Origin of the sequence: Subtercola sp. Z020, from assembly GCF_002931235.1 — a bacterium.
Lineage (GTDB): Bacteria > Actinomycetota > Actinomycetes > Actinomycetales > Microbacteriaceae > Subtercola.
On record NZ_PSTT01000031.1, the window covers coordinates 1 to 16,300 of the forward strand.

At 67.5% G+C, this 16,300-nt stretch carries 16 protein-coding genes and 1 pseudogene; 15 read left to right on the top strand and 2 right to left on the bottom strand.

The window, feature by feature from the left end:
* Positions 1-409: pseudogene (locus tag C5B96_RS17315) on the top strand (SseB family protein); the annotation flags it as partial.
* Positions 410-477: 68 nt separating this feature from the next.
* Here C5B96_RS17315 and C5B96_RS04160 read toward each other — a convergent pair.
* Positions 478-1,977, bottom strand: a complete 1,500-nt coding sequence (locus C5B96_RS04160; protein WP_104243249.1) for a cryptochrome/photolyase family protein — start codon at positions 1,975-1,977, stop codon at positions 478-480.
* A 5-nt stretch (positions 1,978-1,982) separates the two neighbouring features.
* Positions 1,983-2,324: a DUF1844 domain-containing protein gene (locus C5B96_RS04165; RefSeq protein ID WP_369826427.1), complete on the bottom strand. Its 342-nt coding sequence runs from the start codon at positions 2,322-2,324 to the stop codon at positions 1,983-1,985.
* A 284-nt stretch (positions 2,325-2,608) separates the two neighbouring features.
* On the opposite strand from C5B96_RS04165, the gene infC reads away from it, so the two are divergent.
* The 14 genes from infC to C5B96_RS04235 form a co-directional block, all read left to right on the top strand.
* Positions 2,609-3,241 (top strand): translation initiation factor IF-3, encoded by a 633-nt coding sequence (gene infC / locus C5B96_RS04170; protein ID WP_104243277.1) that lies wholly within the window; start codon positions 2,609-2,611, stop codon positions 3,239-3,241.
* Positions 3,242-3,293: 52 nt separating this feature from the next.
* Positions 3,294-3,488 (top strand): 50S ribosomal protein L35, encoded by a 195-nt coding sequence (rpmI, locus tag C5B96_RS04175; protein WP_104243253.1) that lies wholly within the window; start codon positions 3,294-3,296, stop codon positions 3,486-3,488.
* A 30-nt stretch (positions 3,489-3,518) separates the two neighbouring features.
* Positions 3,519-3,911, top strand: coding sequence for a 50S ribosomal protein L20 (gene rplT, locus C5B96_RS04180; protein ID WP_104243255.1), 393 nt, complete (start codon positions 3,519-3,521; stop codon positions 3,909-3,911).
* Positions 3,912-3,939: 28 nt separating this feature from the next.
* Complete coding sequence (locus C5B96_RS04185; RefSeq protein ID WP_104243257.1) at positions 3,940-4,740, top strand: RNA methyltransferase; 801 nt, start codon at positions 3,940-3,942, stop codon at positions 4,738-4,740.
* A gap of 153 nt (positions 4,741-4,893) precedes the next feature.
* On the top strand, positions 4,894-5,643 hold the full coding sequence (locus C5B96_RS04190; protein WP_104243259.1) for an amino acid ABC transporter ATP-binding protein: 750 nt from the start codon (positions 4,894-4,896) through the stop codon (positions 5,641-5,643).
* Between the two features lie 97 nt (positions 5,644-5,740).
* Positions 5,741-6,649 carry a glutamate ABC transporter substrate-binding protein gene (locus C5B96_RS04195; RefSeq protein ID WP_104243261.1) on the top strand — a complete coding sequence of 303 codons (909 nt, stop codon included), beginning with the start codon at positions 5,741-5,743 and terminating at the stop codon, positions 6,647-6,649.
* Positions 6,650-6,667: 18 nt separating this feature from the next.
* Positions 6,668-7,312, top strand: coding sequence for an amino acid ABC transporter permease (locus tag C5B96_RS04200; RefSeq protein ID WP_104243263.1), 645 nt, complete (start codon positions 6,668-6,670; stop codon positions 7,310-7,312).
* A complete protein-coding gene (locus tag C5B96_RS04205; RefSeq protein ID WP_104243265.1) occupies positions 7,309-8,142 on the top strand; it encodes an amino acid ABC transporter permease in 834 nt (277 codons plus the stop codon). Before C5B96_RS04200 ends, C5B96_RS04205 begins: the two co-directional genes overlap by 4 nt.
* Before the next feature lie 15 nt (positions 8,143-8,157).
* A complete protein-coding gene (gene pheS / locus C5B96_RS04210; protein ID WP_199176544.1) occupies positions 8,158-9,228 on the top strand; it encodes a phenylalanine--tRNA ligase subunit alpha in 1,071 nt (356 codons plus the stop codon).
* 2 nt (positions 9,229-9,230) lie between these two features.
* On the top strand, positions 9,231-11,771 hold the full coding sequence (gene pheT, locus C5B96_RS04215; protein ID WP_104243269.1) for a phenylalanine--tRNA ligase subunit beta: 2,541 nt from the start codon (positions 9,231-9,233) through the stop codon (positions 11,769-11,771).
* A gap of 21 nt (positions 11,772-11,792) precedes the next feature.
* A complete protein-coding gene (gene argC, locus C5B96_RS04220) occupies positions 11,793-12,839 on the top strand; it encodes an N-acetyl-gamma-glutamyl-phosphate reductase (RefSeq protein WP_104243271.1) in 1,047 nt (348 codons plus the stop codon).
* Positions 12,840-12,951: 112 nt separating this feature from the next.
* The gene (gene argJ, locus C5B96_RS04225; protein ID WP_104243273.1) at positions 12,952-14,109 is read left to right on the top strand and encodes a bifunctional glutamate N-acetyltransferase/amino-acid acetyltransferase ArgJ; all 1,158 of its coding nucleotides are present in this window, start codon (positions 12,952-12,954) and stop codon (positions 14,107-14,109) included.
* A complete protein-coding gene (gene argB / locus C5B96_RS04230) occupies positions 14,106-15,020 on the top strand; it encodes an acetylglutamate kinase (RefSeq protein WP_233188986.1) in 915 nt (304 codons plus the stop codon). The genes argJ and argB overlap by 4 nt, the downstream gene beginning before the upstream one ends.
* Positions 15,017-16,300, top strand: a 1,284-nt coding sequence (locus tag C5B96_RS04235; protein WP_104243275.1) for an acetylornithine transaminase, incomplete at its 3' end; no start/stop codon positions are given. The genes argB and C5B96_RS04235, both read left to right, overlap by 4 nt.

Here is a 16,300-nt window from a genome sequence, read left to right on the forward strand (position 1 = left end):
CATCCCGACCCCCGCCCGCCGGGTCGCGCTGGCCGCCGCCGGCGAGGGCACCGACCTCGTCGTGCTCGACCCCACCTCGCCCACCGAGTTCGCAATCCGCCGTCCCGCGCTCTGGGCGATCGCCGAGGCCCGCCCGTGGTCACCGCCCCTGGCACAGCCCGCCGTTCGCGATGCCTTCGCCGCGTCGGTCGCCGCCGAGCCCGACGTTCGCGGCCTGGCGCTCAGCGCGGGCGACCCCGATGTGCGCCTGGCCGGAACCGAGGTGGTGGTCGAGCTCACCCTCGCACCGGGCCTCGACCGCGACGCCCTGACGGCGCTCCTCGAACGGGTGCAGCGGCGCTGGGTGGCCAGCCCACCGATAGCCGACGCAGTCGACTCCCTCTCCGTGAGGCTCGCAGCCGACCGCTAACGCGTCGCGCAGCCCCACGCACCCCGAATCTGCCCGAGCAGCGCACCACTGGTCAGAGCGCGCAGCCCCTACAGCGTGTCGCGCTCCCGCTCCTGCGCCACGACGGCCTCGCGGTCCGCAAGCCGCCGCAGCCCCGCGAGCGGCTGCTTCATGCGGAAGTTCGGTGCCAGCACCTGCTCGGTGCGGTCGAGGAACGCCCAGTACCCGGCGGTGAACGGGCAGGCATCCGGACCCAACCGCACGCGCGGATTGAACCGGCAGCCACCGCAGTAGTCGGTCATCGTGTTGATGTAGGCGCCACCCGACGAGTACGGCTTCGTCGCCACGATGCCGCCGTCAGCGTGCTGCGACATGCCGATCACGTTCGCCGGCATCACCCACGGCGTGCCGTCGACAAACATGTCGATGAACCAGTTGTTGAGCGCGACAGGGTCGTAGCCGCGTTGCAGCGCCCAGTTGCCGATGATCATCAGGCGCTGGATGTGATGGGCCCAGCCATGCTCCCTGAGCCCGTCGATGCTGTGGCTGAGACAGTTCGCGGTGATGGCTGCAGCGTCGAGGGTGGTGAACTCGACCGGCAGGGGAGCGTGCGCCCCGAGCGCGTTGCGGGCGGTGGAATAGCCCTCACCGAGGTGCCAGTAGAGGTGCCAGACGTAGTCGCGCCACCCCATGACCTGGCGCACGAACCCTTCGACCGAGTTCAGCGGGGCGTTCCCCGCCTCGTATTCCGCGGCGACGCGCGTCACGACGGCGAGCGGGTCGAGCAGCCCCAGGTTCAGGGGAGCGCTGAGCAGCGAATGGGCCATCGTCCAGTCGCCCGTCAGGGTGGCGTCTTCGAACGGGCCGAAATCGTTCAACCGGGTCTCGATGAAGCTCTCGAAAGCCAGGTTCGCCTCGCGTTCGGTCACGGCGAAGCGCCGCGGAGCATCCACCCCCACCAGCTGCACCAGTCCGTCGGCCTGCCAGCGGTCGAGATCCTCCCGAACGGATGCGTCGATCTCGTCTTCTTCGGGCCACCACGGGTCGGGGAGACCGAGCGTGACGGCCCCCTTGGGCGGCGACGAACGGTTCGACACGTCGTAGTTCCACTGCCCGCCGGCGGGGGTCTCGCCCTCCATCAGGATGCCCGTGCGCTGCCGCACGGTGCGGTAGAAGTCTTCCAGCAGCAGGCGTTTGCCGCCGCGGCTCGCCGCCCAGAGGGCGAAGTCGGCTTCGCTCGTCACGAACCCGCGACTGGGCAGAATGCGTGCACCCAGCCGCCTCACGTACCGTCGTGCGCTGTACGAGGTCGGGTCTATCACCTCGAGGTCGTCGCGGCCGGCGACCACATCTCCGTACTTCTCGACCTGGTGGAACTCCACACGGTCGCCGAGCTCCGCAGCCCGGTGCCGGATGCCCGACAGAATGAGGTGCGCCTTCGCCCGGTGTATCGGGCGGCGCTTCAGCACCGAACGGGCTTCGATCAGAAGCATCGGGCCGCCGTCGTCGAACAGAGAGCCGAGCTGGCCGGCGAAGATCCAGCGGACGGAGTCCGAAGAGGGTTCGGGCCGGGCGCTCGCGGGTGTCATGCTCCCTAGTTAACGGGCCCCGTCAGCTTCTCGCCAGGCCCTTGACCGATGGGGTCGGGGAACGGCGACGCCTCGCGGAACGCCAGCTGCAGCGACCGCAGCCCGTCACGCAGCGAGCGGGCGTGCATGTCACCGATCTCGGGAGCGCCGGCCGTCACCAGCCCGGCGAGGGCGATGATCAGCTTGCGGGCCTCGTCGAGGTCGGTCTGGGTGTCGGGGTCGTCGGCCAGGCCGACTTTCACGGCAGCCGCACTCATCAGGTGCACAGCCGTGGTCGTGATGACCTCGACAGCCTGCACATCGGCGATGTCGCGCGCTTCGTCGCTCATGGCAATATCCGTTCTCACATCAGGGAAAGTCTCTGCTAGACTCTTATGCGGCTCTGGCACCAGTAGGTGTCAGATCGAAAGTGGAGAATCTCCCACCCGCATGACCGCTTAACAGGTTATCGGGTTGATTGCACTCCGCCGGCGTCGAGCGATCGTCGCGGGTAGACAGGGTGCGGTACGTGTGTGGCAAATGTGTCGAAGTGATGCTGACTGCTGTTTTGCGTGGTGACGTTCGTCTTTCGCGTGCCCCGGTTCATGCCGGCGGCCCGGCCGATACCCCCGCAGAATCAAAGGAGCAACGCATCAGCGATCCCCGTACAAACGACCGTATACGAGTACCCGAGGTTCGCCTCGTTGGTCCGGCCGGTGAGCAGGTTGGCGTCGTCAGTATCGACGTGGCCCTCAGACTCGCGCAAGAGGCAGACCTTGACCTGGTCGAGGTGGCCCCGAACTCCAAGCCGCCCGTCGCCAAGATCATGGACTACGGAAAGTTCAAGTACGAAGCTGCGCAGAAGGCGAAAGAGGCCAGGCGCAACCAGGCGAACACCATCCTCAAAGAGGTGCGTTTTCGCCTGAAGATCGATGTGCACGACTACGAGACGAAGCGAAAGCGTGCAGAAGGCTTCCTCAAGGCCGGTGACAAGGTGAAAGCGATGATCCTGTTCCGTGGCCGCGAGCAGTCCCGCCCCGACCAGGGCGTGCGCCTTCTCCAGAGATTTGCCGAAGACGTGTCGGAGTTCGGTTCTGTCGAATCGAGCCCGACCATCGACGGTCGCAACATGGTCATGGTGATCGGTCCCCTGAAGAACAAGTCAGAGGCCAAAGCCGAGGCCAACGCCCAGCGTGCTGCTGCGAAGACACCGCGGGAGGCGCCTGCAGAGGCGACACCCGCAGAGCCGACGCCCGCAGAAGCATCGCCTGCGGCTGCAGAGTAGCTACCCAGCCACCACTGGCTGGTTCAACCGATACACCCACGAGGAGACGACAATGCCGAAGATGAAGACCCATTCCGGTGCCAAGAAGCGATTCAAGATCACCGGGAGCGGCAAGGTCATGAAGCAGCAGGCCGGCATGCGCCACAACCTGGAAGTGAAGTCGGGCCAGCGCAAGCGCCGCCTCAACACCGACCAGGTTCTGGCCCCCCAGGACGCCAAGGTCATCAAGAAGCTCCTCGGCCTCTAGATCACGACGACGATAAAGGATTAGAAGAAGATGGCAAGAGTAAAGAGGGCGGTCAACGCCCACAAGAAGCGTCGCGTAATTCTGGAGCGCGCAGAGGGTTACCGCGGCCAGCGGTCGCGCCTCTACCGCAAGGCCAAGGAGCAGGTCACCCACTCCCTCGTCTACTCGTACCGCGACCGTCGTGCCCGCAAGGGTGACTTCCGTCGCCTGTGGATCCAGCGCATCAACGCTGCTGCCCGCCTGAACGGCCTGACCTACAACCGCCTCATCCAGGGCCTGAACCTGGCCGGCATCGAGGTCGACCGTCGCATCCTCGCCGACCTCGCCGTCACCGAGCCCGCCACGTTCGCGGCGCTCGTCGAGAGCGCGAAGGCCGCACTGCCCGCCGACACGTCGGCACCGAAGGTCGACGCAGCAGCGTAGTACTCGAAACATCTGCTTGACTTGGCGCATGCTTGATAACCCGCGTTCACCGCGTGTTCGGGCCGTCGCCAAACTTGCCAAGAAGGGAGCCCGGTCTGAGACCGGGCTCTTTCTCTTGGAGGGGCCGCAGGCGGTAGCCGAGGCGCTGCTCTTCAGCCCCCAGCTCGTCGTCGAGCTCTATGCGACACCGACGGCCCTCGAGCGCTACACCGACATCGCTGCCACGGCCACCGATGCGGGAGTGGATGTCGAGTTCGTCTCCGAGCACGTGCTCGAAGTGATGAGCGACACCGTCACCCCGCAGGGCTTCATCGCCGTCTGCCACCAGTTCCCCACCGCGATCAAAGACATCTTCGCGGCCGGTCCGAAGCTGATCGCCATCCTCGAAGAGGTGCGAGACCCGGGCAACGCCGGTACGATCATCCGGGCTGCGGATGCCGCGGGCGCCGATGCCGTGATCCTGACCGGTCGCTCGGTCGATCTGTACAACCCCAAAGTGGTGCGCTCGACCACCGGGTCGCTCTTCCACCTGCCTGTCGCCGTCGAAGCGACCCTCGACGACGTCAAGCGCCGCGCCGTGGAGGCGGGCCTCCAGGTGCTCGCCGCCGACATCAAGGGCGACGACCTGCTCGACGTTCGCGCGACCGGTGTGCTGAGTGCACCGACCGCGTGGCTGTTCGGCAACGAGGCACGCGGCCTCACCGACGACGATCTGACGCTCGCCGACCGGGTCGTGTCGGTGCCCATCTACGGTCGGGCCGAGTCAATGAATCTCTCGACGGCAGCTTCCGTCTGTCTCTATGAAAGCGCCTTCGCCCAACACAGTTGACGCAGTGCGGGCTGAAAGGCTCTCAAACGCCCGGTATCTGTGCCGTTTCTCAGGTAAATCGGCCTTGTCGTACAGCGGTTTTGCATGTTACGGCTGAGTAACTTTTGCCCTGCCGATTCGTGACCCCCGGTCGGGGTGTGGTTGTCTGGGGCCATGAACGCACCCGGAACACCGCTCGTCGTTCTCGACCACGTCAACAAGCACTACGGCGACCTGCACGTTCTGAACGACATCACCCTGACCATCGGCCGGGGCGAGGTCGTAGTCGTGATCGGGCCGAGTGGATCGGGTAAATCCACCCTCTGCCGCGCGATCAACAGGCTCGAGACGATCGACGACGGCACCATCTCCATCGACGGTGAGGCCCTGCCGAGTGAGGGCGCCGCCCTCGCGAAGCTCCGCGCCAAGGTCGGCATGGTCTTCCAGTCCTTCAATCTGTTCGCGCACAAGACGATCCTGCAGAACGTCACGATCGGTCCCATCAGGGTGTCGAAGAAGTCGAAGTCCGAGGCAGACGCCGCCGCGCGCAAGCTGCTCGAGCGGGTCGGCGTCGCCAACCAGGCCGACAAGATGCCCTCCCAGCTCTCGGGCGGCCAACAGCAGCGCGTGGCCATCGCTCGCGCCCTGGCGATGCAGCCGACCGTCATGCTGTTCGACGAGCCGACCTCGGCGCTCGACCCCGAGATGATCAACGAAGTGCTCGACGTGATGGTCGGTCTCGCGAAAGACGGCATGACGATGATCGTCGTGACCCACGAGATGGGTTTTGCCCGCAAGGCCGCCGATCGCGTCATCTTCATGGCCGAGGGTCGCATTCTCGAAGACACCACACCGGCAGAATTCTTCGACCACCCCACGAGCGATCGTGCGAAGGACTTCCTCTCGAAGATCCTCACGCACTAGTCCGCTCCCGACTCCTGCCCGCCAGCTCCTCGCCTGGCGGGAGCGCGCACCTCGCGCCCGCACCATTCCCAGCACCGAACACAGAAGAGGAATCCCCATGAAACTCAGGAAGATCCTGGTCGGCACGGCCGCCGTCGCCGTCGCCGTCGCCCTTTCCGCCTGCGGCGCTCCCGGCAGCGCCACCAGCGGAGGCAGCACCTCCACCGCGGCAGCAGGCGCAGGCCCCTACGACCTGCCCGTGGTCGAGAGCCCGAGCTTCGAGGCCGGCACCACCATGGCCAAGCTCGCCGAGGCCGGCACCATGAAGATCGGCACGAAGTTCGACCAGCCCCTGTTCGGCCTCCGCGGCCTCGACGGCAAGCCTGTCGGGTTCGACGCCGCCATCGGGTCGCTCGTCGCCTCGAAGCTCGGCATCCCATTCGACAAGATCGAGTGGACAGAGACCGTCTCGGCCAACCGGGAGCCGTTCCTGCAGAGCGGCCAGGTCGACGCGGTCATCGCGACGTACACGATCAACGACAAGCGCAAGCAGGTCGTCGACTTCGCCGGCCCGTACTTCGTGGCAGGCCAGAGTGTGCTTGTGCTCGAGGGCAACACCGAGATCACGGGCCCCCAAGACCTCTCGGGTAAGCCCGTCTGCTCGGTCGAAGGCTCCACCCCGGCCGCGAACATCGTCGAGAAGTACGGGGCGGTTCTGCAGCCGACCGACGTCTACAGCAAGTGCCTCGACCCGCTGAAGAACGGCCAGGTCGTCGCCATGACCACCGACAACGTCATCCTGTCGGGCTTCGTCGACCAGAACCCGGGCGTGTTCAAGCTCGTCGGCGACACCTTCACCGAAGAGCCCTACGGCATCGGCCTGACGAAAGACGACACGGCCATGCGCACGTTCGTGAACGAGACCCTGCAGGCCGCGTTCGACGACGGCACCTGGGCGCGCCTGTTCGAGCAGACCGCCGGTACGGTGCTGCCCGTTCCGACGCCGCCGACGATCAACCAGTACTAGGAACGGAAGGGAGGCCTCGTGGTCATCTTCGACAATCTGCCGCTGTACTTCGAGGCCTTCCTCCAGACCCTCTCCCTGCTGCTCCTGACGACGCTCTTCGCGCTGCCGCTCGGCACCGTGATCGCCGCCATGCGCATCTCGCCGATCGGCAGCCTGCGGGCCACCGCCACGGTGTACACCGAGATCCTCCGCAACACTCCGCTGGTTCTCGTCTTCATCTTCTGCTTCGTCGTTCTGCCGATCCTTGGCGTCGTTCTGCCGTTCATGTTCTCGGCCGTGCTCGCGCTGACGCTCTACACGGCCCCGTTCTTCGCCGAGGCCATCCGCTCGGGTATCAACGGCGTGCCCGTCGGCCAGGCAGAGGCCGCCCGGAGCGTCGGCATGACGTTCGGCCAGACGGTCACGCTCGTCGTTCTACCGCAAGCGATCCGGAGCGTCATCCCACCGATCATCAACGTGATGATCGCCCTGACCAAGAACACGTCGATCGCCGGCGGGTTCTTCATCTTCGAACTCTTCAACTCCGGGCGGCGGCTGGTGAACGACAACGGCGACCAGGTGATCGCCGTTCTCGTGGGTGTTGCCATCTTCTACCTCCTCATCACCATTCCCCTCGGCCAGCTGGCCGACTACCTCGAGCGGCGAGTGGTGATCAAGCGATGACCAGTGTTCTGTATGACGTTCCGGGCCCGAAGGCGAGGGTGCGAGCGCGCATCGTCTCGTGGGGCACCGGCCTCATCGTCGTCGCGGTGCTCGGCTATGCCGGGCTCACGCTCTGGCAGAAGGGCATGTGGGATCCGACCCGCTGGGACATCTTCAACGACCCGTTGGTCTGGGCCGCACTCCTCCGCGGGTTGGTCGTCGTGCTGCAGTCGGCGCTCGTAGCGACGGTGCTCGCGCTTCTGCTCGGCATGGTGTTCTCGCTGCTCCGCATGTCGTCGCACCGCATCGTGCGCATCCCGACGACCGTGGTGCTCGAATTCTTCCGCGGTATGCCCGTGCTGCTGATGATGCTCTTTATCCTGCTCGCCTTCCCCGGCATCAGCGCCTTCTGGGCGGTCGTCAGTGCGCTTGCGGTCTACAACGGGGCGATCATCGGCGAAGCGCTCCGCTCAGGTGTGGTCGCGCTGCCGAAGGGCCAGCGCGAAGCCGGTCTCGCGATCGGGATGCGGCCCCTCCAGGCCCGACTGCAGATCGAATTCCCGCAGGCGTTCCGCAACATGCTCCCGATCATCGTCGCCCAGATCGTCGTGCTGCTGAAGGACACCGCACTCGGCTACATCGTCGGCCAGGTCGCCCTCATCCGCGAGGGCGAACTGCTCGCCGAGTTCGTCGGGCGACAGCAGTACTTCTTCTCCATCTTCTTGGTGATGCTGGCGATGTACCTCGCCGTCAACCTGACCATCTCGACGATCGCGCGGCAGTTGGCCAAGCGACGCGGCATCACGGTCAGCAAGGTCGTCGCCGACGAATCGCTGAGCGTGCAGACCTAGCTAAACTTGTGTCCCGTGTCTGATCCTTCAAGCGATACCGCCGCCACCCCCGCACCTCCCGTGATCTCCGAAGAGTCCGTGGCTGCCGCCGTCGAGGCTGCACTCGCCGCGATCGGGGCGGTGACCGACACGGCGACGTTCCGGGCGGCTCGTTCCGAGCACGCGGGTGAGGCCTCCGCGCTCGCCCGGCTGAACGGGCAGCTCCGCAGCCTGCCGAACGACCAGAAGGCCGCCGCGGGCAAGCTCGTCGGGCAGGCCCGCGCCCGGGTGAACCAGGCGTTCGCGGCGAAGGAGGCAGATGTCGTCGCACTCGAGAATGCGGCCCAGCTCGCTGCTGAGGCGATCGACGTCACGGCGCTTCCGGTGCGTAAGCGCCTCGGAGCCCGCCATCCCCTCTCGCTCCTCCAGGAGAAGATCGGGGAGATCTTCGTCGGAATGGGCTGGGAGGTCGCCGAGGGCCCCGAGCTCGAGAACGAGTGGTTCAACTTCGACGCCCTGAACTTCGACCCGGATCATCCTGCCCGCGCCATGCAGGACACGTTCTTCGTCGACCCGGTGTCGTCGCACCTGCTGCTGCGCACCCACACGTCGCCCGTGCAGATCAGGTCGCTGCTCAGCCGCGACCTGCCGGTGTACGTCATCGCGCCCGGCCGCACGTACCGCACCGACGAACTCGACGCGACACACACGCCCGTCTTCAGCCAGGTCGAGGGCATCGCCGTCGACAAGGGGCTGACGATGGCGCACCTGCGCGGCACCCTGGAGTTCTTCGCCCGCAAGATGTTCGGCGACGAAGCGAAGATCCGCCTGCGACCCAACTACTTCCCGTTCACCGAGCCCAGTGCCGAGATGGATGTCTGGCAGCCGAACGCCAAGGGCGGCGCCCGGTGGGTCGAGTGGGGCGGCTGCGGCATGGTCAACCCGAACGTGCTCCTCTCGGCCGGCATCGACCCCGATGTGTACTCGGGTTTCGCCTTCGGAATCGGAATCGAGCGCACGCTGCAGTTTCGCAACAACCTCAACGACATGCGCGACATGGTCGAGGGCGACATCCGCTTCAGCCAGCAGTTCGGAATGGTGGTTTAGTCATGCGTATTCCCCTTTCCTGGCTCGCCGAGTTCGTCGACGTGCCCGCGGGCACCAGCATCGACGACGTGCACGCCGCCCTCGTCAGCGTCGGCCTCGAAGAAGAAGGCTCCCACCGGTTCGACATCGACGGCCCCGTCGTGGTCGGCGAAGTGCTCGAATTCGGCGAAGAACCCCAGTCGAACGGCAAGACGATCCGCTGGTGCAGCGTGCGCGTCGCCCCTCCCGGAACGAGCGCCGCCGACGGCGGGGCGGATGTTCGCGGCATCGTCTGCGGCGCCCACAACTTCTTCGTGGGAGACAAGGTCGTCGTGACCCTGCCCGGGGCGGTGCTGCCCGGCGACTTCGCCATCGCCGCCCGAAAGACCTACGGCCACATCTCCGACGGCATGATCGCCTCCGCGCGCGAGCTCGGCCTCGGCGACGAGCACGACGGAATCCTGCGCCTGGCCACTCTCGGCCTCGACCCCGAGGTCGGCACCGACGCACTCGGCCTGCTCGGCCTCACCGACGCTGCGGTCGAGGTCAACGTGACCCCGGATCGCGGCTACGCCTTCTCCATCCGCGGCATCGCGCGGGAGTACGCCCACGCCACCGGTGCGAAATTCCGCGACCCGGCGCTCGCGCTGCCGACGATCGAGCCCGCCGAGGGTGTGCACGTCTCGATCGACGATCAGGCACCGATCCGCGGCAAGGTCGGAGCGACGGTGTTCGTCACCCGCGTCGTGCGGGGGGTCGACCCCACCGTGCCGACGCCGGCGTGGATGGTGTCGCGCCTGAAGCTCGCGGGCATCCGTTCGATCTCCGTCGTGGTCGACATCACCAACTACGTGATGCTCGAGCTCGGCCAGCCCCTGCACGGCTACGACCTCGACCTGCTGCAGGGTGGCATCGTCGTGCGCAGGGCCGCCGCGGGGGAGACCCTGAAGACCCTCGACGGCCAGGTGCGGAAGCTCGACCCCGAAGACCTGCTCATCACCGACGACAGCGGCGCCATCGGCCTCGCCGGCGTGATGGGTGGCCTCAAGACTGAGATCTCCGACGACACGACGAACGTTCTGATCGAGGCGGCGAACTTCGACCCCGTGAGCATCGCGCGAACCGCACGGCGCCACAAGCTGCCGAGCGAGGCGTCGAAGCGTTTCGAGCGTGGTGTCGACCCGCAGGTCGCCGTCGCGGCTGCCGCGCGCGCCGTTCAGCTGCTCGAAGAACTCGCCGGCGGCACTGCAGACGGCTCTGGATCGGGCCTGCACCAGCACGACAGCCTCGCTCCCATCTTCCTGCCCGACCAGTACATCTCCCGCCTGGTCGGCGTCGACTACACCGACGACGAGATCACGTCGTCGTTGATCGAGATCGGCGCGACCATCGAGTACGCGAGTGACGGCCTGCTGGTGTCGCCCCCGTCGTGGCGGCCCGATCTGACCCACAAGTCGACGCTGGCCGAAGAGGTCGCGCGCATCGTGGGCTACTCGCGCATCCCCTCCGTGCTCCCGACCGCCCCGCCCGGGCGCGGCTTCACGCGTGAGCAGCAGCTGCGCCGCCTCGCCGCCGAGACGCTCGCGGCCAGCGGCTCGACCGAGGTGCTCGCTTACCCCTTCCTCTCCGCGTCGTCGAACGCGACGTTCGGGTCTCCCGACGAGACCGTCGCGCCCGCCGTCAGGCTCGCGAACCCGCTCGACGCCGAGGTGCCGCTGCTCCGCACGACGCTTCTGCCCGGTCTCATCGACGTTGCTCGACGCAATCTCTCCCGCGGCCTCACCGACCTGGCAGTCTTCGAGATCGGTGCCGTCTTCCTGCCCGCCGAGGGCACCGACTACGGTGTCGTCGACGTACCGCTCGGCGCGACGCTCCCCTCAAGTGAGATTCTGGATGCCCTGAACTCCAGTATCCCGCCGCAACCGTGGCACCTCGGGCTGCTCTTCCTGGGTGACGCAATCGAGAAGCAGCCCGGCCAGCCCGCTGTGCCCTTCGGTGTCGCCGATGCGCTGGACGCGGTGCGCCTGCTCGCGACCGCACTCGACGTGCCGGTCTCGGTGCGCCAGGGCTCGCACAAGGCGCTTCACCCGGGTCGCACCGCAGAAGTGGTGGTGCCGGTCGGGGTGGGGGCCGACGTGGTCAGTGTCGGGTACGTCGGCGAGCTGCTTCCTGCGCTCGCTGCCGACCTCGATCTGCCGCGCGTCGTCGCCGTCGCCGAACTCGACCTCAGCGCCCTGATCGATCTCGCGGCGCGGAGCGTGCAGGCGACGCCGCTCGCCGGGTATCCCGCCGCGACGCAGGATGTGTCGCTCGTCGTGGCCGAGGCGGTGGCCGCGGGCGATGTGCTCGATGCCCTGACGGCCGGCGCCGGGGAGCTTCTCGAGAGCATCCGGCTCGTCGACGACTATCGGGGTGCCGGTATCGCCGAGGGCTCGAAGTCGCTCACGTTCGCCCTCCGTTTTCGGGCAGACGACCGAACGCTGACCGCAGCCGAGGCGAGTGAAGCGCGGATCGCGGGTGCTGCCGAAGCCGGGCGGCGGTTCGGCGCGACGATCAGGGAGTAGCGCAAGGACTACATTTGACGTATGTCTTTTTCGGTGGCCGTAGCAGGAGCTAGTGGGTATGCAGGCGGCGAACTGCTGCGTCTGCTGGCGAGCCACCCGGAGTTCGAGGTGCGAACCGTCACCGCGCACAGCAACGCCGGCCAGCCCCTGCTCGCGGTGCACCCGCACCTGCGGTCGTACGCCGGGCTCGAACTGCAGCCGACGACGACCGAGGCCCTGAACGGCCATGACATCGTCTTCCTCGCGCTGCCGCACGGCGCCTCCGGCGCGATCACCGAGACCCTCGACGAGAACACGCTCGTCGTCGACTGCGGTGCCGACCACCGGCTCACGAGCGAGGCCGACTGGGCGAAGTTCTACGGCGGGGAGTTCTTCGGCGCCTGGCCCTACGGCCTGCCCGAACTGCTGATCGGCAACCATGAGCAGCAGCGGTCGAAGCTCCGCGGGGTGAAGCGCATCGCGGTTCCCGGCTGCAACGTCACGGCGATCAGCCTCGCTCTGGCGCCGGGGCTCCGGGCCGGTGTCATCCAGCCCGTCGACCTCGTCGCTGTGCTCGCGGTCGGGCCGTCCGGTGCGGGCAAGGCCCTCCGCACCAACCTGCTCGCCAGCGAGATCCTCGGCTCGGCGAGTGCCTACGGCGTCGGCGGCACGCACCGGCACAACCCCGAGATCGTGCAGAACCTCAGCCTGTCGGCCGGCACCCCGGTGACTGTCTCGTTCACCCCCGTACTGATCCCGAGCGCCCGCGGCATCCTCGCGACGTCGACGGCGCGCCTCGCGGCCGGCATCGGCGCACACGATGTGCGCTCGGCCTGGGAGACGGCCTACGCCGATGAACCGTTCGTGCACGTGCTGCCCGAGGGCCAGCTGCCGGGCATCTCCGATGTGGTCGGGGCCAACACCGCACTGATCGGCATCGCCGTCGATGAGGCTGCCGACCGTGTGGTCACGGTGACGGCCATCGACAACCTCGTCAAGGGCACCGCCGGCGCGGCGATCCAGTCGGCGAACATCGCGCTCGGGCTGCCCGAGACGCTCGGTCTGCCGATCGACGGGGTCGCGCCGTGAGCCGCCGCCGCGGCCTGGCTCCCGACGGCCTGATTTCCCTCGGCCCGATTCCCCTCGGACTGAATCCCCACGAATCTCGTTTCCTCCCCACGATCACCCCTGGAGCCCTCTCGTGAGCGTCACCGCCCCCGCCGGATTCGAAGCCGCCGGCGTCGCGCGCGGCCTGAAGGCGTCGGGAGGCCTCGACCTCGCCCTGGTCGTGAACCGCGGCCCGAGCACCGCTGCCGCCGCCGTCTTCACCTCGAACCGCTGCAAGGCGAACCCGGTGCTCTGGAGCGAGAAGGTCATCGAAGACGGGCGCGTCTCGGCGGTCATCCTGAACTCCGGCGGCGCCAACTGCTACACCGGTGCCTTCGGTTTTCAGACCACGCACGCCACCGCTGAAGCCGTCGCCGAGGCCCTCGAGGTGTCGGCGGGTGACGTCATCGTCTGTTCGACCGGGCTCATCGGCACGGGAGACCAGGTCTTCCGCGACAGAGTCGTCGGGGGAGTGCCCGTGGTCGCCGACGCTCTCGCCGCCGATGGCGGAACGGATGCCGCGCTCGCCATCATGACCACCGACACCCGCTCCAAGGAGGCGGTCTTCGAGGGTGCGGGCTACTCGATCGGTGGCATGGCGAAGGGGGCGGGGATGCTCGCTCCCGGCCTCGCGACGATGCTGGTCGTCATCACCACCGACGCCGACCTGCCCTCCGCCGCGCTCGACGGTGCACTCCGTGCCGCCACCCGGGTCACCTTCGACCGCGTGGACTCCGACGGCTGCATGTCGACCAACGACACGGTCGCGCTGATGGCGAGCGGAGCATCCGGAACCGTGCCCGACATCGACGCGTTCACCGCAGGGCTCACCGCGGTCTGCCACGACCTCGCGATCCAGCTGCAGGGCGACGCAGAGGGCGCGAGCCACGACATCACCATCACCGTGGCGAATGCGGCCACCGAAGACGAGGGTGTGACCGTTGCCCGTGCCGTCTCCCGCAGCAATCTGTTCAAGGCCGCCATCTTCGGCAACGACCCGAACTGGGGCCGGGTGCTCGCGGCCGTCGGCACCACCGACGCGCAGTTCGACCCGTACAACATCGACGTCACGATCAACGGGGTGACCATCTGCAAGGCGGGGGAGCCGTTCGAAGACCGCGACCTCATCGACCTCGCGCCGCGGGCGGTGAGCGTTCTGATCGACCTGCATGCCGGCGACCAGACGGCATCCATCTACACGAACGACCTCACGCACGACTACGTGCATGAGAACAGCGCCTACGCGAGTTGAGCACCGTGACCCTCGCAGAAGACCACGATCTCGCCGCCGTCAAAGCGTCGACCCTCATCGAGTCACTGCCGTGGCTGAAGACGTTCCACGAGCAGATCATGGTGATCAAGTTCGGCGGCAATGCCATGGTCGACCCCGACCTGCAGCGCACCTTCGCCGAAGACATCGTTTACCTCCGGTACGCCGGCATCCGCCCGGTCGTCGTGCACGGCGGCGGCCCGCAGATCTCGCGCATGCTCGACCGCCTCGGCATCGTGAGCGAGTTCCGCGGCGGCTACCGGGTCACCAGCCCCGAGGCGATGGATGTCGTGCGCATGGTGCTGACCGGCCAGATCAGCCGGGGCATCGTGAGCCACATCAACGAGCACGGCCCGCTCGCGTCGGCGATGTCCGGCGAAGACGCCGGGTTGTTCGAGGGTCAGCGGCGCCGCATCGAGGTCGACGGCGAGCTGTTCGACCTCGGGCTCGTCGGCGATGTCGTCGGGGTGAACCCGGGTACGGTGTTCGAACAGCTGGCGGCCGGCCGCATCCCGGTCATCTCCTCGATCGCGCCCGACCGCGATGCGCCGGGCCAGGTGCTGAACATCAACGCGGATGCCGCGGCGGCGGCCCTGGCCGTCGCACTCGGAGCGGCGAAGCTCGTCATCCTGACCGACGTCGCCGGGCTCTACTCCGACTGGCCGAACAGGGAGTCGCTCGTTCCCGTCATCGACGCGGAGTCCCTCCGTACCCTCATCCCGACGCTCGAGTCGGGCATGATCCCCAAGATGTCCGCCTGCCTCGAAGCTGTCGACGGGGGAGTGCCGAAGGCCGCGATCATCGACGGCCGCATCGCGCACTCGATCCTGCTCGAAGTCTTCACCCAGAGCGGAATCGGCACCGAAGTCGTAAAGGAGAACCAACCGCTGTGAGCACCGAAACCGCCACCAGCTGGGTCGACACGTTCAACGAGTCCCTGATGCGAACGATGGGCCAGCCGCTCGCCCTGCTGACGCACGGGCGCGGTGCTTTCGTCTGGGACGAGAACGAGAAGGAGTACCTCGACTTCCTCGCCGGAATCGCGGTCAACTCGCTCGGCCACGCGCATCCGGCCCTCGTCGACGCCCTCACGCGGCAGGTGAGCACGCTCGCCCACGTCTCGAACTACTTCTCCACGCGGCCGCAACTTGAGCTCGCCGAGCGCCTGAAACGGCTGACCGGCGCAGGCCCCGCGGGCCGTGCCTACTTCTGCAACTCCGGTGCCGAGGCGAACGAGGCGGCGTTCAAGCTCGCCAGACTCAACACGAAGGGCGGTCGCGCGACCATCGTCGCGCTGAAGAACTCGTTCCACGGTCGCACCATGGGCGCGCTCGCGCTGACCGGCAAGCCCGACATGCAGGCTCCCTTCGCGCCCCTGCCGGGCGGTGTCGTGCACATCGACTCGACCATCGAGGCGCTCGAGGCGAGCATCGACGATTCCGTCGCAGCCCTGTTCCTCGAACCCATCAAGGGTGAGGCCGGTGTCATCAACCTGCCCGAGGGCTACCTTGCCCGCGCCCGTGAGCTGACGGAACAGCACGGCGTGCTGCTCATCCTGGACGAGATCCAGACCGGCGTCGGCCGCACGGGTCGCTGGTTCAACTACGAGTACGCCGGCATCCTGCCCGACGCGGTCACGATCGCGAAGGGGATGGCCGGCGGCGTGCCGATCGGCTCGCTCGTCACCTTCGGGTGGGCCTCCGACCTGTTCCAGCGCGGGATGCACGGCAGCACCTTCGGTGGCAATCCGCTCGCGACCGCGGCCGCCAACGCCGTGCTCACCGAGATCGAGGAGCGCGACCTGGTCGGCAATGCGGAGCGTCGCGGCGTACAGCTGCGCGATCGCATCGCCGCCCTGAACTCCCCTCTGGTGCAGGAGATCCGCGGCCAGGGACTGCTGATCGGCATCGGTCTCACCGAGCCGATCGCGCTGAAGCTCGCCGCTGCGGCGATGGATGCCGGGCTCATCATCAACGCAGCGAACGAGTCGAGCATCCGCATGGCTCCGCCGCTCATCATCCGCGATCTCGAGATCGACGCGTTCATCACCCGGTTCAGCGCGGCGCTCGCCGCCGTCGGATACCCGGCCGCCCCCGCACCAGACCACGCAGACGACGCCGCCCCGGCGCCCGACACCGCCCCGGCGGCGGCCGCCATCACCGCCACCACGCCC